Source organism: Micromonospora sp. CPCC 206171, assembly GCF_036906755.1.
Taxonomy (GTDB): domain Bacteria; phylum Actinomycetota; class Actinomycetes; order Mycobacteriales; family Micromonosporaceae; genus Micromonospora; species Micromonospora purpureochromogenes.
Window position 1 is genome coordinate 135,455 of sequence record NZ_JBAKHT010000011.1, and the last position, 18,362, is coordinate 153,816.

Annotated in this window: 13 protein-coding genes and 1 pseudogene; 9 read left to right on the plus strand and 5 right to left on the minus strand. The window is 72.5% G+C overall.

Annotated features, from left to right (window positions below; translation table 11 throughout):
• Positions 1-126: 126 nt before the first annotated feature.
• The 3 genes and pseudogenes from V6U89_RS15550 to V6U89_RS15560 all read left to right on the plus strand — a co-directional run.
• A pseudogene (locus V6U89_RS15550) lies at positions 127-459 on the plus strand (alcohol dehydrogenase catalytic domain-containing protein); the annotation flags it as partial.
• 56 nt (positions 460-515) lie between these two features.
• Positions 516-761: a hypothetical protein gene (locus V6U89_RS15555; RefSeq protein ID WP_334571770.1), complete on the plus strand. Its 246-nt coding sequence runs from the start codon at positions 516-518 to the stop codon at positions 759-761.
• Positions 762-991: 230 nt separating this feature from the next.
• On the plus strand, positions 992-2,137 hold the full coding sequence (locus V6U89_RS15560; protein ID WP_334571772.1) for an MBL fold metallo-hydrolase: 1,146 nt from the start codon (positions 992-994) through the stop codon (positions 2,135-2,137).
• Positions 2,138-2,186: 49 nt separating this feature from the next.
• On the opposite strand, the gene V6U89_RS15565 is transcribed toward V6U89_RS15560, so the two are convergent.
• On the minus strand, positions 2,187-3,698 hold the full coding sequence (locus tag V6U89_RS15565; RefSeq protein ID WP_334571777.1) for a deoxyguanosinetriphosphate triphosphohydrolase family protein: 1,512 nt from the start codon (positions 3,696-3,698) through the stop codon (positions 2,187-2,189).
• Positions 3,699-3,801: 103 nt separating this feature from the next.
• Between V6U89_RS15565 and V6U89_RS15570 the strand changes: the two genes are divergently transcribed.
• Positions 3,802-6,303 carry a Tex family protein gene (locus V6U89_RS15570; protein WP_334571780.1) on the plus strand — a complete coding sequence of 834 codons (2,502 nt, stop codon included), beginning with the start codon at positions 3,802-3,804 and terminating at the stop codon, positions 6,301-6,303.
• A gap of 277 nt (positions 6,304-6,580) precedes the next feature.
• On the plus strand, positions 6,581-7,015 hold the full coding sequence (locus tag V6U89_RS15575) for a hypothetical protein (protein WP_334571784.1): 435 nt from the start codon (positions 6,581-6,583) through the stop codon (positions 7,013-7,015).
• Here the strand turns inward: V6U89_RS15575 and V6U89_RS15580 are convergent.
• Positions 6,978-7,949, minus strand: a complete 972-nt coding sequence (locus V6U89_RS15580) for a DUF389 domain-containing protein (RefSeq protein ID WP_334571787.1) — start codon at positions 7,947-7,949, stop codon at positions 6,978-6,980. The genes V6U89_RS15575 and V6U89_RS15580 overlap by 38 nt on opposite strands.
• 280 nt (positions 7,950-8,229) lie before the next feature.
• Between V6U89_RS15580 and V6U89_RS15585 the strand changes: the two genes are divergently transcribed.
• Positions 8,230-10,356, plus strand: a complete 2,127-nt coding sequence (locus V6U89_RS15585) for an acyltransferase family protein (protein WP_334571790.1) — start codon at positions 8,230-8,232, stop codon at positions 10,354-10,356.
• 623 nt (positions 10,357-10,979) lie between these two features.
• On the opposite strand, the gene V6U89_RS15595 is transcribed toward V6U89_RS15585, so the two are convergent.
• From V6U89_RS15595 to V6U89_RS15605, 3 genes are all read right to left on the minus strand, one after another.
• A complete protein-coding gene (locus V6U89_RS15595; protein ID WP_334571795.1) occupies positions 10,980-11,897 on the minus strand; it encodes an NAD-dependent epimerase/dehydratase family protein in 918 nt (305 codons plus the stop codon).
• A complete protein-coding gene (locus V6U89_RS15600; RefSeq protein WP_334571800.1) occupies positions 11,894-12,646 on the minus strand; it encodes a sugar transferase in 753 nt (250 codons plus the stop codon). Before V6U89_RS15600 ends, V6U89_RS15595 begins: the two co-directional genes overlap by 4 nt.
• Positions 12,647-12,764: 118 nt before the next feature.
• Positions 12,765-14,201 (minus strand): hypothetical protein, encoded by a 1,437-nt coding sequence (locus V6U89_RS15605; RefSeq protein WP_334571804.1) that lies wholly within the window; start codon positions 14,199-14,201, stop codon positions 12,765-12,767.
• A gap of 874 nt (positions 14,202-15,075) precedes the next feature.
• On the opposite strand from V6U89_RS15605, the gene V6U89_RS15610 reads away from it, so the two are divergent.
• The 3 genes from V6U89_RS15610 to V6U89_RS15620 are packed head-to-tail and all read left to right on the plus strand — an operon-like array spanning position 15,076 to position 18,348.
• Positions 15,076-16,125, plus strand: coding sequence for a polysaccharide biosynthesis protein (locus V6U89_RS15610; protein WP_154938435.1), 1,050 nt, complete (start codon positions 15,076-15,078; stop codon positions 16,123-16,125).
• A gap of 46 nt (positions 16,126-16,171) precedes the next feature.
• Positions 16,172-17,440: a glycosyltransferase family 4 protein gene (locus V6U89_RS15615; RefSeq protein WP_334571813.1), complete on the plus strand. Its 1,269-nt coding sequence runs from the start codon at positions 16,172-16,174 to the stop codon at positions 17,438-17,440.
• Positions 17,437-18,348, plus strand: coding sequence for a dTDP-4-dehydrorhamnose reductase family protein (locus V6U89_RS15620; protein WP_334571816.1), 912 nt, complete (start codon positions 17,437-17,439; stop codon positions 18,346-18,348). The genes V6U89_RS15615 and V6U89_RS15620 overlap by 4 nt, the downstream gene beginning before the upstream one ends.
• The last annotated feature ends 14 nt before the right edge of the window (positions 18,349-18,362 follow it).

Sequence of the window (18,362 nt, forward strand, 5' to 3'; positions counted from 1 at the left end):
GGTCGGCGTTTTCCCAGGGGTACGGCGGGAAAGCAGCGCCGGCGCCGGCCCGGGCGGCCCGCCCGGTTCAAGCCGCCCACTCGGGGTAGCAGTCCCATGGACGGCACCGAGAGGGGGCGGTCAGGCATGAAGGCACTGACCTGGCACGGCAAGCGTGACGTCCGGGTCGAGGAGGTACCCGACCCGCGGATCGAGGAGCCCACCGACGCGATCGTCCGGATCACCTCCACCGCGATCTGCGGCTCCGACCTGCACCTGTACGAGGTGCTCGGGCCGTACCTGAAGCCCGGCGACATCCTCGGGCACGAGCCGATGGGCATCGTCGAGGAGGTCGGCCCGGGCGTGACCCGACTCACGCCGGGCGACCGGGTCGTCGTCCCGTTCAACATCTCCTGCGGGGACTGCTGGATGTGCCGGCGGCAGCTCTACGCCCAGTGCGAGACCACCCAGGTCACCTCGTCGACTGCGCCGACCGGCCCCGCCGCGAGATCTCGGTGGGCCGGCTCAACCTGCTCATGCGGGCCGGCTTCACCGTGCTGCCCGGCGTCTACGACGCGCTGGTGGGGCCGCTGATGCGCTGGGGCGGGCTGACCGACCGGCAGGTACCGCAGCACGAGGGCGCGGTGTTCGCCCCCGACCCGGCCGGCGAGGCCGTCCGCGGCGGCTGGCTGCCCGACCTCCCCCACCTGGCCCGGACGATCAGCAACACCGCCACCTCCGCGGTCATCGCCGGCGCCGCCGCCCTCCGCCGCCTCCGCTGACCCCCACCTCCCCAGCCCCGCCCCGTTTTCTGGCCGCTCTTTCAGAGAAAGCGTGGCCATGGCGCGCGGAATAGCCACGCTTTCTCTGAAAGTGCGTGGGTGAGGGGGGTGGTCGGGGGCGGGCTGGCGAGGCTTTCTCGGGATGGGCCGGGTCAGGGTGCGGTGCGGGTCCGGCGCGGGGGGGTGTGGTGGCTACCGTGTATTCGGGAGACGGCGGAGGGGACGTGGCGATGCGGGCACCAGCGGACCGGGAACTCGACCGGGCACTCGGCGGACGGCTGTGGCGGATGACGGGGCTGGCCGCGGTGGCCGGCCTGGCCTGGGCGGCGCGGGACGTGCCGGCGGCGCTGGGCGGGCGGCTGACCGGCGCCCGGGCGGAACGAGCCGCGCGCTCCCCCCAGTTCCGCGACGGCACCTTCCACAACCGGGCCGCCACCCGGACGATGACCACCGGTGACCCGGGTCGGAACCTGGTCTGGGAGCTGATCTTCGGCAAGCAACGCCGACGCCCCAGCGCCCCGGTCCCGCTGCTGCCCCCGACGCCCCCGCCCGCCACCGACGTCGAGCGCGAACTGAACATCGTCTGGTACGGCCACGCCTCCGCGCTGATCGAGATCGAGGGGCGGAAGGTGCTGGTCGACCCCGTGTGGAGCGACCGCTGCTCCCCGTCCGCCACGGTCGGGCCGAAGCGGCTGCACCAGCCCCCGGTACGCCTGGCCGACCTGCCCCCGGTCGACGCCATCCTGATCTCCCACGACCACTACGACCACCTCGACATGGCCACCGTGCAGGAGCTGACCCGGCGGCAGTCCGCGCCGTTCCTGGTGCCGCTGGGCGTCGGCGCCCACCTCGACCGGTGGGGCGTGCCGGCGGAGCGGATCATCGAGCTGGACTGGTCGGAGCGGCACCGGGTGGGTGGGCTCGAGATCATCGCCACCGCCGCCCAGCACTTCTCCGGCCGGGGGCTGCGCCGCGACGGCACCCTGTGGAGTTCCTGGGTGGTCGCCGGCGCGCACCGCAGGGTCTTCTACACCGGCGACTCCGGCTACTTCGACGGGTACGCCGAGATCGGCGCGGAGCACGGGCCGTTCGACGTCACCCTGATGCAGATCGGCGCGTACGACCGGGCGTGGCCCGCCATCCACATGTTCCCCGAGGAGGCCGTCTCGGCCCACCTCGACCTGCGCGGCGGGCTCTTCCTGCCGGTGCACTGGGCGACGTTCAACCTCGCCCTGCACGACTGGTCCGAGCCGGTGGACCGGCTCTGGGCCGAGGCCAAGGCGCGCGACGTGCGGCTGGCGGTGCCCCGCCCCGGCGAGCGGGTGGTGGTCGACGACCCGCCGCCGGTGGACGGCTGGTGGCAGGCGGTCGCCTGACGTACCCGCCGCCGGTGCCGGCGCACCGGCCGGCACCCTGGGCGGGCGGTCAGAGGACGAAGGCGTCGGTCCAGAGGGCGCCGGAGCGGCCGGAGAGGGCGTCCAGCATGGCGACCGCCTGGCCGTCGGTGAGCTGGGCGACGAAGTCGACGATGGCCCGGCCCCGGGCCCGGCCGATCCGGTCCGCCGTACGCGGGTGCAGCTCCGCCTCGGCCAGCTCGACCAGGTCGTGCAGCCGGCGCGGCAGCCGGGACTCCTCCTCCGGGTCGAGCAGCCACTCCCAGAGCGCCTCGACCAGGGCGCCCAGCAGCCGGGCCTGGCCCCGCTGGTGCAGGGCCAGGTCGGGGCGGGCCAGCACGAACCGGTGGTGGACGAACTTGAGCACCTGCACCTCGTGCCACTGGGCCGGGGCGAGCAGCACGTGCCCCGAACGCACCGACGGCTCGCGGACCACGTCGATCGCGTCCACGAACCGGGTGGTCCAGCGGGCGGAGAAGCGGGCGACGTACTGCTCGGCCTCGATCGAGCCGTCGAAGGGCATCGCCAGCAGGCCCTCGACCAGTTCCTGGCGGACGTGCTCGACGGCGGCGGCGAACGCGTCGTCGTCGGCGATCCAGCCGTCCTTGCGGTGCAGCTGGCGGCGCAGCCGCTCGATCGCCGAGCCGGGCCGGCGGGCCGCGCCGGTCAGCGCCGCGTCGGTGACCGCGCGCAGGTGACCGCCGTCGCGCTGCCAAGCCATCAGCTCGGCGGCCACCGCCCCCTGCTGGAGCACCCCCACCCGGTAGAAGTCCTCCACGTCGTGGATCGCGTACGCGATGTCGTCGGCGGTGTCCATCACCGAGGCCTCGACGGTCTGCTGCCAGTCGGCGATCCGGCCGGCGAACGGCTCCCGGGCCTGCCGCAGGTCGGCCAGCTCGGTCCGGTACGCGCCGAACTTCGCCGACCCGCTCTCCGGGTCGTCGGCCGGGGCGGCCGCGCCCCGGGGCGCCGGGGTGCGGTGCCGGGGGTGCGGGTCCGGATGGTCCAGCCGGGTCCACGGGTACTTCAGCAGGGCCGCGCGGACCGCGGCGGTGAGGTCGAGCCCGGTGGTGGCCGCGCCCCGGATCTCGGTGCTGGTGACGATCCGGTACGACTGCGCGTTGCCCTCGAAGCCGTCGGCCAGGCCGAGCCGCTGCCGGGCCAGCCGGTCCAGCACCCGCTCCCCCAGGTGCCCGAACGGCGGGTGGCCGAGGTCGTGGGCGAGCGCCGCGGCCTCGACCACGTCCGGGTCGCAGCCGCCGAGCTCGGCGAGGAGCGGCCGGTGCGCCGGGTCGGCGGTGAGCCGCTCGGCGATCGCCCGGGCCACCTGGGCGACCTTGAGGCTGTGGGTGAGCCGGTTGTGCACCAGCAGGCCGGACCCACCTGGGCTGATCACCTGGGTGACGCCGTTGAGCCGGGCGAAGAACGGCGAGCCGACGATCCGGTCCCGGTCGGCCCGGAACGGGCTGGCGGCCAGGTCGCCGAGGGCTCGGGCGCTGCCGCCGAAGAGCCGGCGGGCCCGCGGATCCGCTGGTTGTTCCATGATCGCAACGCTAGCGCAGGCGCGTCCGGCGGGTATGGCGAGCGGCGTCGGGGGCGGGCGGCAGAATGCAGCACGGAACCCACAGCGAAGGCGGATCAAGATCGTGACCCAGTCAGTTCATCAGCGGATCGCCGACGAGCTCGGCGTCGCGGAGCGCCAGGTGCGGGCGGCCGTGGAGCTGCTCGACGGCGGCGCCACCGTGCCGTTCATCGCCCGCTACCGCAAGGAGGCCACCGGCCTGCTCGACGACGCGCAGCTGCGCACCCTCGAGGAGCGGCTGCGGTACCTGCGTGAGCTGGACGAGCGGCGGGCCGCCGTGCTGGAGTCGATCCGCGGCCAGGGCAAGCTCGACGAGGCCCTGGAAGCGCAGATCATGGCGGCCGACTCCAAGTCCCGGCTGGAGGACATCTACCTGCCGTACAAGCCCAAGCGGCGGACCAGGGCGCAGGTCGCCCGCGAGGCCGGGCTGGAACCGCTCGCCGACACCCTGCTCGCCGACCCGACGCGGGACCCGCGCGAGACCGCGGCCGGCTTCGTCGACGCCGACCGGGGCGTCGCCGACGCCGCCGCCGCGCTGGAGGGCGCCCGGGCCATCCTGATCGAGCGCTTCGGCGAGGACGCCGACCTGATCGGCACCCTGCGCGAGCAGATGTGGTCGCGGGGCCGGCTGGTCTCCCGGGTACGCGACGGCCAGGAGGCCGCCGGCGCCAAGTTCGCCGACTACTTCGACTTCGCCGAGCCGTACACCAGGCTGCCCTCGCACCGGATCCTGGCGATGTTCCGGGGCGAGAAGGAGGGCGTGCTCGACCTGACCATGGACCCGGAGGCCGAGGGCGACACCGACGCCGTGGTCACCGGCCCGACCCGGTACGAGGCGGCCATCGCCGGCCGGTTCGGGATCAGCGACCAGGGGCGGCCCGCCGACAAGTGGCTCGCCGACACGGTGCGCTGGGCCTGGCGTACCCGGATCCTCATCCACCTCGGCGCGGACCTGCGGACGCGGCTGTGGCAGGCGGCCGAGGAGGAGGCCGTCCGGGTCTTCGCCACCAACCTGCGTGACCTGCTGCTCGCCGCGCCCGCCGGCACCCGCGCGACGATGGGCCTGGACCCGGGCCTGCGCACCGGCGTCAAGGTCGCGGTGGTCGACGCCACCGGCAAGGTGGTCGCCACCGACACCATCTACCCGCACGAGCCGCGCCGGCAGTGGGACGCCTCGATCGAGACCCTGGCGAAGCTCGCCGGGGCGCACGGCGTCGAGCTGGTCGCCATCGGCAACGGCACCGCCAGCCGGGAGACCGACAAGCTCGCCGGTGACCTGATCAAGCGGTACCCGCAGCTCAACCTGACCAAGGTGGTGGTCTCCGAGGCCGGCGCGTCGGTCTACTCCGCCTCCGCGTACGCCTCCCAGGAGCTGCCCGGGCTGGACGTGTCGCTGCGCGGCGCGGTCTCCATCGCCCGCCGCCTCCAGGACCCGCTCGCCGAGCTGGTCAAGATCGACCCGCGCTCGATCGGCGTCGGGCAGTACCAGCACGACCTGTCCGAGGTGAAGCTCTCCCGCTCGCTGGACGCGGTGGTCGAGGACTGCGTCAACGCCGTCGGGGTGGACGTCAACACCGCCTCGGCGCCGCTGCTGACCCGGGTCTCCGGCATCGGCGCCGGCCTGGCGGAGAACATCGTGCTGCACCGCGACGCCAACGGACCGTTCCGGTCCCGCGCCCAGCTGAAGAAGGTGCCCCGGCTCGGCCCGAAGGCGTTCGAGCAGTGCGCCGGCTTCCTGCGCATCCCCGGCGGCGACGACCCGCTGGACTCCTCCAGCGTGCACCCCGAGGCGTACCCGGTGGTGCGGCGGATCCTGGCCAGCACCGGGCAGGACCTGCGCTCGCTGATCGGGAAGAGCAACATCCTGCGCGGGCTGCGGGCCACCGACTTCGTCGACGAGACGTTCGGCCTGCCCACCGTCACCGACATCCTCGCCGAGCTGGAGAAGCCGGGCCGCGACCCGCGGCCGGAGTTCCGCACCGCCACCTTCGCCGAGGGGGTGGAGAAGATCGGCGACCTGACCCCGGGAATGCTGCTGGAGGGCGTCGTCACCAACGTCGCGGCGTTCGGCGCGTTCGTCGACGTCGGCGTGCACCAGGACGGCCTGGTGCACGTCTCGGCGATGTCCCACACCTTCGTCAAGGACCCCCGGGACGTGGTCAAGTCCGGCGACGTGGTCCGGGTCAAGGTGCTCGACGTGGACGTGCCCCGCAAGCGGATCTCGCTCACCCTCCGACTGGAGGACGAGGCTCCGGCCGGGACGGGTCGCCCGCCCGCCGACGGCGGACGCCGCGAGCGCGGCGGCGGCGAGCAGGGCGGGCAGCGGGCCGGCTCGGACGGCCGCGGTCAACAGGGCAGCGCCGACGCGCGCCGCGCCTCGGGCGGGCGCGGAGGCGCCGAAGGACGCGGCAGCGCCGAGCGGCGCGGAGGCGCCGAAGGACGTGGCAGCGCCCCCGGGCGCGGCGGTTCGCGGGGCGGGCAGCAGCCGCGTCAGGGCCGTGGGTCCGCTCCGGCCCCGGTGAACGACGCGATGGCCGAGGCGCTGCGCCGAGCCGGCCTGGCCTGACCCGGCGGCAGGGTGTGGTCCCCGGCGGTGGGGCCGCACCCGCCTGCACGGGGGCCTCGGCTACTCCTGTTCGTTCCGGCACGGCCGATGCCTTTATGGCGGGTGTCCGCCCGGCGTGTCGTGGGCCGGAGGGCGAAGACCCTTCAAGCGATATACCCCAGAGGCATATTGATGACTCTGGGGTATATCGCTCACCACGGTCCGCGCCTCGACTGCCGTTACTTCCCGTAGCGAATCAGCCGATCCGCCAACGACCGATCTCCCGTACCGTCGGCGCATGGGTGCGGACGACGGCCTGCAGTGGCGGGAGCGGCAGCGGCGGGCGGTGCGGGCGCACGCGGAGGCCGCCGACCGGCAGCGGGCGGCGGAGCACGCGGAGGCCGCGGAGCTGGTCGCCTGGTTCGCCGCCGAGGCGACCCGGCGCGGCCTGCGCACCACGCCGCTGGTCGCCCGCGGACACGACGGTCGCGGTCGCTACCGGACCCGGCTGACCGGCTGGTACGTCGACCGCGCCGGAACCCGGGCGGTGGACACGGCGGGCCGGTTCCACCTGCTCAGCGTGCCGCCCAGCCTGCGCGGCCGGCTCTTCGGCGTCGACCCCGAGCCCGACCCGGCGCCGCTGGTGCTCGGCCGGGGCGGCCGGGACGGCGAGTCGATCCCGCTGCGGACGCTGCTCACCCGCCGACTGGAGGCTGGGGACGACTGGCGGTGACCCGGCCGGCGCGCCGGCCCACCCGCCACCACCACAGCTGCTGCACGGCGAGGGTGGCCAGCCCGGCGAGCACGATCGCACAGAGGTTGATCACCAGCTGGAGCGCCGACCCGGCCGCCTCGTGCCACACCCCGTACGCAGCGGCGACGGCGACGTTCGCGGCGGCCGGCACGGTGGTGACCGAGATCAGCACGCCGACCAGCGAGCCGGACTTCTTCGAGGTGAGCGAGAGCATCCCGGCGATCCCGGCGAGGATGCCGACGACCCAGGAGAGCGCGTCGGGCCGCCAGATGAAGTCGGTCAGCGGCCGCTCGGCGAGCAGCATCTCCCGGTTGACCAGGTCGGCGGCGGTGAGCACCCAGGTGCTCAGCACGGTGCCCACCATGGCGGCCAGGAAGCCCACCGTCAGCGCCTGCACCGAGCGGACGATGGTGCGGGGCTTGCGACGCAGCAGCGCGACGCAGAGCGCGGCGAGCGGGCCGAACTCGGGGCCGACCACCATCGCGCCGACGATCAGGATCGGCTGGTCCAGCAGCACGCCCACGCCGGCGATCATCGTGGCGACGATGATCAGCGCCAGGTACGTCCCGGTCAGCTCGGTCTGCTCGCCGGTCTTGGCGGCGATCTCGTCCCAGACGACCGCGTCCTCGCCGTGACCGGGGGCGTCCCGGGCGGCCTGCTTCGCCGCGTTCGACAGGGTCAGCTCGACGTCGTCGGCGGAGATCCCGCCGTGCGCCTCGACCCCCAGCTCCTGCAACTGGTGCAGCACCCGGTCGGCGCTCTCCCGGACCACGTCGCAGAGGACCAGGTCGCCGGGGGGCTGCCGGGCCGCGCCGGGGATCACGGCCAGGTGCGCCACCCCCGGGTTGTCGGCGAGCAGGTCAACCACGGCGGACGACCGGTCCGACGGGACGATCACCCTCAGGTGCAGCAAGAATCGCTCCCCTCGAGGCACCAACCGCCGGGCGCGGCCCGGAGAACCCTACCGCCAGCGCCGCGGACCTACGTCGCCACGGCGCACCTTCGAGATGTCAGCCCTCATTGTCCACCGAGGCCGGTCCGGGCGCCGCTCGCCCAGTAGGGGAGCCGCGGTCGACCGAACTCCGACGAGGAATGGCGACACGGCGCAGAAAGGCGAAAAACGGATGAAGGTGCGTCAGTGGGATATAAACCCTAGCGATGCTGTAAGCGGATTTCTGACGCAGGACGGGACGATGACGCAGACACGAAGCAGGCCGGAGGCCCCACCGCGGGCCTCCTTCCGGGGTGACATCGAGGGACTGCGCGCCCTGGCGGTCCTGCTGGTACTGGTCGGCCACGCCGGTAGCCAGTTCATCCCCGGCGGCTTCGTCGGCGTGGACGTCTTCTTCGTCATCTCAGGCTTCCTGATCACCGGCCTGCTCGTCGAGGAACTCGACCGCACCGGACGGATCTCGCTGGTGGGCTTCTACGCCCGACGGGCGAAGCGGCTGCTGCCCGCCGCCGGCCTGGTGCTCGTGGTCACCCTGCTGCTCACGTACCTGTTCCTGCCGAAGGTCCGCTTCTCCACCATCGCGTGGGACGTGGTGAGCAGCGCGCTGTACGTGATGAACTGGCGGCTCGCCGAGCAGTCGGTGGACTACATGTTCGTCGACCAGGCGCCCAGCGTCCTGCAGCACTACTGGTCGCTCAGCGTCGAGGAGCAGTTCTACCTGATCTGGCCGCTGCTGCTGCTCGGGTTGGCCGTTCTCGGTGGCCGGCGACGGCTACGCCGCGGGGTGCTGATGGTCGGGTTCGCCGTGGTGGCCCTGCCGTCCTTCGCCTGGTCGGTATACCTGACGTCGGCCGATCGGGCACCGGCGTACTTCGTGACCACCACCCGACTCTGGGAGCTCGCCCTGGGCGGCGCCGTGGCCATCGTCGGTGCCCGGCTGCACCGCACCCCGCGTGCGCTGGCCGTCGTGTTCGCCTGGTGCGGGTTGGTCACCGTGGTCGCCTCGGCCTTCCTGCTGGACTCGGCGTCGGCCTTCCCCGGGTACGTCGCCCTGCTGCCGACCGCCGGCACAGCGGTGGTGATCGCCTTCGCGGTGGCCGCTGGCCGGGCCGGGCCGGCCGGGCTCCTCAGCCTGCCGCCGATGCGCGGCGTCGGAGCGCTGTCGTATTCGCTCTACCTGTGGCACTGGCCGCTGCTGATCGTCGCCGACTACCGGTTCGGCGAGCTGAGCGCGTCCGCGCGCCTGGCGGTGGTCGCGCTCTCCGCGGTGCCGGCGGTCCTCACCTACCACTTCGTCGAGAACCCCATCCGCCGATCGCAGACGCTGCACTGGCAGCCGGCGCAGGCGCTGGGCATCGGTGCCGCCTGCACGGGCACGGCGGTGATCGCCGGCCTGCTCTTCCAGCTGACCGTCTGGTCGCCGGCCCGACCGCCGGTGTCCACGTCCGCGGTGCCGCCACTGGGCGGCAGCGCGTCGGCGGGCGCCCCCGCCCCGGCCGGGCCACCGGGAGCCGCCGTCCTGCGCAAGTCACCCCGGGGTGACCAGGCCGGGAGACCGGTCGACCGGGTCGACTCGATCACCCCCGACCCGCTGATCGCCGCGAAGGACGTCCCGGCGACGACCCGCACCAACTGTCACGTCCAGCAGAACAGCAGCGAGCCACTGACCTGTGTGTACGGGGTCAAGGACGCCTCCTACACCGTCGTGCTCGCCGGCGACTCCCACGCCGCGCAGTGGCTGCCGGCACTGGAGGCGGTCGCGGTGCAGCGGAAGTGGCGGGTGGTGACGCACACCAAGTCCTCGTGCCCGTTCCTCGCGATGGAGGTGGCGCTGGACGGCCGGCCGTACACCAGTTGCACCGAGTGGAACCAGCGGGTCCGCGGCCAGTTGCGCGCCGACCCGCCCGACCTGCTGCTGGTGGGCAACTCCCATTACCTGACGGTGCGCGATGGCGAGTTGGTGACCCGGGATGCGCACGACATCCTGGTTACCGGGCTACGAAACACGTGGCGGGAGATGACCGGGATCGGAGTGCCGGTGGTGGTGCTCCGGGACCCGCCGTACCACCGTCGGGACCCGGTCGAGTGTGTCTCCGCCAACCCGGACCGGCTCACCCGGTGCGCACCGCCGCGTGACGAGGTGCTGGCTGCCGGAGGTGGCATCGCCCAGGAGCGGGCCGCCAAGGGACAGCCGGGGGTCCACCTGGTCGACCTCAACGACGCGATCTGTCCCACCGACCGCTGCGCGCCGGTCATCGGCGGCGTACTCGTCTATCGGGACACCAACCACCTCACCGCCACCTACGCCCGGACGCTCGCGCCCCGGCTCGACAGCGCCCTGGCCACCGTACGGACGGGCGGAAGCTGAAGTCTCACACCCCCGGCCCACGCCACCACGTGGCCCGGGGGCGACCACATCGCGCCGTCCTTCAGATCTGCCGTTACGACCACCCGGGCCAGCTCCACACGGTCGGGACGATGCTGCCTCGGTGATGGCCGTGCCCCTCCCCACCTCTGCGAGCGCGGTGGCCGGCGGCGGGTGGCGTCGGGGCGTACCGTCGCGGTCGTGGGTGAGCAGGACGGCGTGGACTGGCGGGAGCGGCAGCGGCGCGCGGTGGCCGCGCACGCGGCGGCCGACGAGCGCCGGCAGGCGACCGAGCAGACGGCGGCCGCGGAACTGGTGGCCCGGTTCGCCACCGAGGCGACCAGACGGGGTCTGCGCCCGGACCGAATCACGGCGACGGCGTACAGCCTCGCAGCGGATGAGGTCGCCGGCGGAGCTGCCGGGCAGCACCGGGTACGACCACCGGGTGGAGCCAGCCGAGGTCGTCGCCGAGCATGCCGTCACGGCGGTGGCGCGGTCACCCGGCGCGATGATCCTCAAGTGCACCGCTGTCGGGCTCCCTGCGGTCGGACGTGTGCCTGTCACTGGCCGCAGCACTGTACCGACTCCAGTCAGCAGCGCTGCACGTCCACTGCGGCTCCACGGATCTACGGCACGAGTTCCGGCGTCGGCCGGCCAGCGGCCGTCTCCTGCCACAGCGCCATCAGCGAGCCGGTCAAGGTGTGTCGCGGGGCCCAGCCCAACGCACGGGCGCTGCGCCCGATGTCGGCGCACATCCAGGGAACGGCGGCCGACCGACCGGCGTCGGGCGCCAACGAGCCGTCGCCTACCTCTCCCGTGAAGCCCGCGACCTCGGCCAGCCGGCCGATCGCCTCCCGGGTGGCCACCGCCCGCCCGCTGCCGACATTGAAGATCCGCTCGGCGAGCGGCCCGCTGCGGATCGCGGCCAGCACCGCGTCCGCCACGTCCCGTACGTCGACGAAGTCCCGGTAGGTGCTGAGCAGGCCGAGTGACACCCGCTCCTCCCCCCGGGCCAGCGCCGTCCTGATCAGCGTCGCCGCCCGGCCGAGCACGTTGCCGGCCGGCATGCCCGGACCGACCGGGTTGAACACCCGCAGGACCACCGTGTCCACCCGGGCCGACTCCCCGGCGAGCTGCGCCAGCCGGGTGGCGGTGAGATGGCTCAGTCCGTACTCGCCCACCGGGCTGGCGGGATGGTCCTCCGTCACGGCGCTCCCGTGCGGTACGGCGCCGTACTCCGCCGCGGAACCGATCCGGACCAGCCGGGCCTGGGGCGCGCCGGCAGCCACCGCCTCGATCAGTTTGGCGGTGGTGGTCACGTGCGCCTGCACGAAGTCGTACCCGGAGCCGCTGATCCGACCCGCTGCGGTCACCACCGCATCCGGTTTCTCCCGGCGGAGCAGGGCGACCAGCGCCGACAGTTCGATGCCGACCAGGTCGCACTCCCATCGATCCGGCGCCAGGACCATGGAATGCGACGCGAGCGCACCGTGGATGTGCCGGCCCAGGAAGCCGCCGGCGCCGAAGAGCAGTACCCGGCTCATCGAGCGCCGGGACCGACGGACTCTCCGGCGGGCCGCAGCAAGCCGGGGTCGGGCTCCGCGTTGCCGGTGAACTCGTGCCAGGTGGCGGCGCCCGGCGCCGAGATGCCGTCCCGCCTCAGCACCACCCGCACCGTCGCGGCGAGGATCCGCACGTCCAACCAGAACGATCGCCGGTCGACGTACTCGACGTCGTACTCGAACTTGTGCTGCCAGTCGAGGGCGTTGCGGCCGCGCACCTGGGCGAGCCCGGTGATGCCGGGTCGCACCTCGTGCCGCCGCGCCTGTCGCGGGCTGTACAGGGTGAGGTAGCGGACGAGATGGGGCCGCGGCCCGACGATGCTCATCTCACCGCGGAGCACGTTCCAGAACTCGGGAAGCTCGTCCAGGCTGGTGGCACGCAACCACCGACCCAGCGGGTTGAGCCGGTCGGCGTCCGACACCAGTCCGCGCGCCGGGTCGACGGGGTGCATGGTGCGGAACTTGACCAGCTCGAACAGCCTGCCGTCGCGACCGGGCCGGGTGTGCCGGAACAGCACCGGACGGCCCAGGACGAGCAGGATCGCGCCGGCCACGGCGGCCATCACCGGCGCGGCGAGGATCAGGATGACGATCGCACCGACGATGTCGATCAACCGCTTCCAGCGGTCGTACGGCCGCCCCGCCAAGGCGCCGGAACGGGCCTGGTCGGCGGCGGCAGGGGGGTGAGCCAGGGCTCGCCCCACCGGTTCTTCGAGAATGCCTTTAGCCATACAATAGTCCTATCAGTATGAAAAGCCACGAAAGGCCACAAAGTAGAACAAGACGGCCCTTCATGTCCCGGCGCTCCCCGCGCTCTCCGACCGTCCCGGTGGCCGGCCGGGCGCGCGGTCATCCGCCTCCGTGCGGGGGTCGGGCCACCGCCGGGTCCTGGCGGCCAGGCGCGGAGGACGACAAGCCCGCAGCGGCCGGGAGCAGCCGCTCGGCGTGGACCCCGGCGCCGCCGGGGCGGTGCGGCACCGCGGTCGTCCGCTGCGCCGCAGCGCCCTTGGGGATGATCAGGAGCAGCGCGGCGAGCACCAGCAGGCGGCACCCGGTACGTCCGGCGAAGGTGGCGGCGCCGACCCAGATGACGTCGAAGAGCCCCACGGTGAGGACGATCCCGGTCACGTACGCCAGCACCGTCCGGGGCGTCATCAGCGGCACCGACGTGATCCGTCGGGCGAGCCGGTCGAGGTACTGGATAGCCAGACCGGCCGCCGGGATCATCAGCGCCAGACCGACAACGCCAAAGTTGAACAGCCACTCGCCGAAGAAGAGCGCCGCGTCGGACTGGTTGGTTCCGACCATCTCGGGAGACAGAAACGGCACCAACTCGGCGCCGAGTCCCAGCGGCTTGTCCGGCCAGACGGCCCTCGGCACCAGGAAGACGGCCGCGGCGTAGAACGTCCCGCCCCACGCCCGCGGCAGCACTCCGAGGTCGTTCATGCTGAGGAGCTGAGCGAAGTCGCGCAACGGCCACACCACCGAGTAGAGGCCGTCGATGTCTCGATTGGCGTTGTCCACCACCGACTCGACCGGGGCCGCGGCGCGGATCCGCGCCAGCACCAGGACCGCGATCGGCGTCAGGGCGAGGATCGCGACCTTGACGTGCCGTCCGCGACCGCTCCGGTCGATCAGGACGGCTGCCAGGGCAAGACCGAGCGAACCCACGACGATCCGACCGAAACCGTCGAAGAGAAAGGTGCAGTAGACGGCGAAGCCGGCGACCGGCACAAGGCCGTACACCAGCGGCGGCTTGCGCAGCGGGGTACGCAGCAATCCGACGCTCAACAGCACGACACCGACGAATCCCGCCGCATTGATGATGATGTGCTTGTCCTGCTCCGGCAGCGACAGCTGAAGGAGGACCGCCAGGGTCAGCAGGGCCAGACCCCACCGGACGGCCCACCGGGAGACGGCCGGGTCCACCCGCAGGGCCGGGCTCGTGGCCGGCCTGGCGGACGGCGCGCTCCAGAACAGCAGCCAGGTCAGGACGTGGACGAAGTAGCAGAGGGTCACCGCGCGGAAGAGCGGAAGCTCCGGTGACGTGTCCCGGACGGCGTGGTAGGCGGCGGCGAAGCCGACGAACAGCGCGAAGCCGAGGTTGTAGGTGCCGACGACAGTGATCCTCGGCCCGCCATCCCGCCAGAAGACCCAGATCCCGAAGAACAGGGCGAGGACGGCGAAGACCATGGTGCCGTGGTAACGCCGATCCTCGATCGCGGTCAGGGAGTCGAGGACGAGCGGAACGCACCCCAGGCAGAGCCAGCTCAGACCGGCCAGCACCTGCGCGTACCGCCGCTCGGCGAACCGAGTTCGCGCCTCGGGCTCGACCGACCCGACCGGGCCGCCCCTGGGTGCTCCGACGAGGGGCCGCCCTCGCGGCTCGAGTGGGCGCGGTTCATCCGGCCGGCGATCCCCCATGACGACTACCTCCTGAGCGCTGCGCAACTGCCGGCCGGAGCGGATGCACAGGTGAGCGCACCGACGAGCGAGCAACGGCCTTCCGGTCGCGACCGGAGAACCGGCGCGGTCGCGACCAGCTCGGGTGCGACGTCGGCGAGGAGTCACCTCCGACCGGGCCGGAACACCGGGCTCAACGGGAGCGTCGCGGGTTGGTTACGGCCGTCACCACCCCGGGAGGCGCCCCGCCGGTGACGGTACGCGGGCCGTCGTCACCGGGCGCACCGCTCGTCGTTGACCAGGCAGGCCGGCGGAACGACGCGGCGGTCCGCCGACTGCGCGTCCGACCTGAGGTCACGACGGCGGCGATCTCCTGGCGCGACCGGCGGTCGGGCCAGCGCCAGCGGTCAGGTCGACCAGAGGTCGCGGCCGACGACGGGACCCCGATCCGGGTGACCGAACTCCGGGCCGGTGGCCCCGTGCGTCGCCTCCGACGTTCAGCCGCTCCGCGCCGCCTCCTGCCGCGCCTGCGCGTCGTTTCCGAGGCCCGGTCGTCGGGCGGGTCGCACTCGGGCCGGCCGCCGGGGGCGGGACCCGCCGGACGCCGCCGATGATTCGGGGCGCAGGTCCCGTCTTACGCCGGAAAAGCCATTTTGCCGCTTTAAGGGCATAGAGTCCGATTCTGGGCTAACCTCAGCCTTTGGCGAGACCGCCCCGACCCGGCTCCGGCCGGAGGTCGAAGACGAAAGGACAAAGGGTGACGCCTTCGCTAGCGAACGGACGATTCTTGATCACCGGCGGGACCGGCTCATTCGGTCAGACGATGGTCGACCGGCTGCTGTCCACCGGGGCGGCAGAGGTCCGCGTCCTCAGCCGGGACGAGTCCAAGCAGGACGCCATGCGGCTCCGGCTCCGGGACGACCGCGTCCGGTACTACGTGGGTGACGTGCGCGACCTCGATACCGTGTCGAAGGCGAGCCGCGGGGTCCAGTTCGTGTTTCACGCCGCGGCGCTGAAGCAGGTCCCCTCCTGCGAGTTCTTCCCGCTCGAAGCCGTCCGGACGAACATCCTGGGCAGCGCGAACGTCGCGGACGCGGCGGTGCAGAACGGCGTCGAGGCCGTGGTGTTCCTGAGCACCGACAAGGCGGTCTACCCCGTGAACGCCATGGGCATGAGCAAGGGCCTGATGGAGAAGGTCGCCCAGGCGCACACACGGAACAACCCCGGTGCCCGCACCCGCATCTGCATCGTCCGGTACGGCAACGTCATGTGTTCGCGGGGCTCCGTCATTCCGCTCTTTCTCGACCAGATCGGCAACGGCGTGCCGTTGACGGTCACCGATCCGGAAATGACGCGCTTCCTGATGTCACTGCCGGAGTCCGTGGAACTCGTCGAGCACGCGTTCCAGCACGGGCGCAGCGGCGACATCTTCATCAAGAAGGCCCGCGCCTGCACGATCGGCGACCTCGCCACCGCCATGTGCAACCTGTTCGAGGTCCCCGCCAAGATCGAGGTGCTGGGTATCCGGCACGGCGAGAAACTGCACGAGACGCTGGCCAGTCAGGAGGAGTTGGCCAGGGCGGAAGACCTCGGGCAGTTCCTCCGCGTGCCGGTGGACAGTCGGGACCTCAACTACTCGCTGTACTTCGAGGAGGGAGACCCCCGCCGGCACCACCCGTGGGACTACACCTCGCACAACGCCGAGCGCCTCGACGTCACTGACGTCATGAGGTTGCTGGACACGCTCCCGGAGGTGCGTGCCCGGCTGACCGAGGTCATGGACCTCGCTGGCGCGGGAAGGGCCTGACGGCAGCGTGCGCGGCCACCACGTCCAGTCGGAGACGCCCTGCCGGGTGACACTCATCACCCAGTGGTTCCCACCCGAGCCCACCCCCGTCCCGCTGAGCATCGCCCACTCCCTGCACCGGCGGGGATTCGAGGTGGACGTCCTGACCGGCATGCCGAACTATCCCGACGGCAAGCTCAAGCCGGGATATCGGGCCTGGCGTCGGACGACCGGAACGGAGCACGGCCTGCGCGTTGTCCGGACCCCGCTCTACCCCAGCCACAACCACTCGGCGGTGGGCCGGGCCGCGAACTACCTCAGCTACGCCGCCTCGTCCTCGGCCCTCGGCGCGAAGGCGCTCCGGGGCGCCGACGTGGCGCTGGTCTATTCCGGCCCGGCCACCGCCGCGACGGCGGCCATGACCGCCCGGCTCCGGTGGCGGACGCCCTACGTGGCCATGGTGATGGACCTCTGGCCCGACTCGGTCTTCGCGTCCGGGTTCCTGACCGGGGGCGTGAGCCGGCGGGTCGCGGAGAACGCCCTCAGCTGGTTCACCAACCAGACGTACCGGCGCGCGGACCATGTCACCGTCACGTCTCCGGGACAACGCGACGCGATCGTCGCCCGGGGAGTGGCCCCGGACCGGGTCTCCGTCGTCTACAACTGGGTCGACGAGAAGGTCATGCACCCGACGGAGCCCGACGGGGAGCTGCGCCGGCAGCTGGGCCTCACCGACGAGTTCGTCGTCATGTACGGCGGCAATCACGGCATGGCCCAGCGACTCGACGTCGCGATCGAAGCCCTGGCACGCCTCGACGATCTATCGGACGTCCACCTCGTGTTGGTCGGTGACGGCATCGAGAAGCGCGCGCTGCAGTCGCTGGCTGACCGGCTCCGCCTGCGTACCGTGCACTTCCTGCCGGCGCAGCCACCGGAGCGGATGGCCGGCCTGATGGCCTCGGCCGACATCCAGCTGGTGTCCCTGGCGGACGAACCGCTGTTCAGGATCACCATGCCGAGCAAGATCCAGTCGATCTTCGCCTGTGGGCAGCCGGTGGTGGCCTGCGTACCGGGTGACGCGTCGAGGGTGGTCGACGACGCCGGTGCGGGCTTCACCTGCCCGCCGGGCGATCCGGCCGGACTGGCCGCGGCGCTCCGACAGGCGCACGCCGCCTCCGCAGACCGCCGGCGAGCCATGGGGCAGGCCGGGCGCGCCTACTACCTCGAACACATGAGCGAATCCGTCAGCTCGCAGCTGCTCGCGGACGTGGCCGTCGCCTGCGCGGCCCGGAACACCGGCAGGGTGCCACGCGGGCGGGGACAGGAGATGGCATGAGTCAGCGGGTGCTCGTCCTCGGCGCCACCGGAATGCTGGGGCACACGTTGCTGCGAGAACTGGACCGCGGCGGTGAGCTGGACGTGTTCGGCTCGGCCCGCTCCGCCGACGACCTGTCACGCTTCTTCCCGCCGCACCTCGCACGTCGCATCACGCCCGGCGTCGACGCTCTCGACACCGACCGCGTCCGTCGCCTGCTGGACGACGTCCGACCCGACCTGGTGGTCAACGGCGTCGGTGTGATCAAGCAACGGTCCGATGTGCACGACGCCGTCCGCACGGTCACGATCAACGCGCTCCTTCCCCAGATCCTGGCGCACGAGTGCGGGACGCGCGGTGTCCGCCTGGTCAGCGTGAGCACCGATTGTGTCTTCTCCGGCGACCGTGGCAACTACCTGGAGACGGACATTCCCGATCCCCCGGACCTCTACGGTCGGTCCAAGCTGCTCGGGGAGACCGCTCCCCCAACCCTCACGCTTCGGACGTCCATCATCGGCCACGAGCTGACCAGCAACCGGTCACTCGTGGACTGGTTCCTGTCCCAGACGACCGACGTCCGGGGCTACACCAAGGCGATCTACACCGGGGTCACCACCACCGAGTTCGCCCGATTCCTCAGGACGGTCGTGCTGCCTCGCGAGGATCTTCAGGGGCTCTACCACCTCGCGGCCGCGCCCGTGTCCAAGTACGACCTGCTCCGGCTCGTCGCCCGCACCTACGGCTGGACGGGACGGATCCTGCCCGAGGACGGCTTCCGCTGCGACCGATCCCTGTCGGCCGACGCGCTCTTCGCCGCCACGGGGTACCGCCCGCCCGCCTGGCCGGAGATGATCAGCCAATTGCACGAGGCGATGTCGCGGTGGAACCTGCCGTCGGGACGCCCGGCGGGTCTCACTCCGGCCATCTGACCGACCTCGGAGAC

What these genes read in the sequence shown, in the direction of transcription:
- V6U89_RS15555 (WP_334571770.1), top strand. Translation starts at nt 516, where the DNA reads ATGCGGGCCGGCTTCACCGTGCTGCCCGGCGTCTACGACGCGCTGGTG.
- V6U89_RS15560 (WP_334571772.1), top strand. Translation starts at nt 992, where the DNA reads ATGCGGGCACCAGCGGACCGGGAACTCGACCGGGCACTCGGCGGACGG.
- V6U89_RS15565 (WP_334571777.1), bottom strand. Translation starts at nt 3,698, where the DNA reads ATGGAACAACCAGCGGATCCGCGGGCCCGCCGGCTCTTCGGCGGCAGC.
- V6U89_RS15575 (WP_334571784.1), top strand. Translation starts at nt 6,581, where the DNA reads ATGGGTGCGGACGACGGCCTGCAGTGGCGGGAGCGGCAGCGGCGGGCG.
- V6U89_RS15585 (WP_334571790.1), top strand. Translation starts at nt 8,230, where the DNA reads ATGACGCAGACACGAAGCAGGCCGGAGGCCCCACCGCGGGCCTCCTTC.
- V6U89_RS15595 (WP_334571795.1), bottom strand. Translation starts at nt 11,897, where the DNA reads ATGAGCCGGGTACTGCTCTTCGGCGCCGGCGGCTTCCTGGGCCGGCAC.
- V6U89_RS15600 (WP_334571800.1), bottom strand. Translation starts at nt 12,646, where the DNA reads ATGGCTAAAGGCATTCTCGAAGAACCGGTGGGGCGAGCCCTGGCTCAC.
- V6U89_RS15620 (WP_334571816.1), top strand. Translation starts at nt 17,437, where the DNA reads ATGAGTCAGCGGGTGCTCGTCCTCGGCGCCACCGGAATGCTGGGGCAC.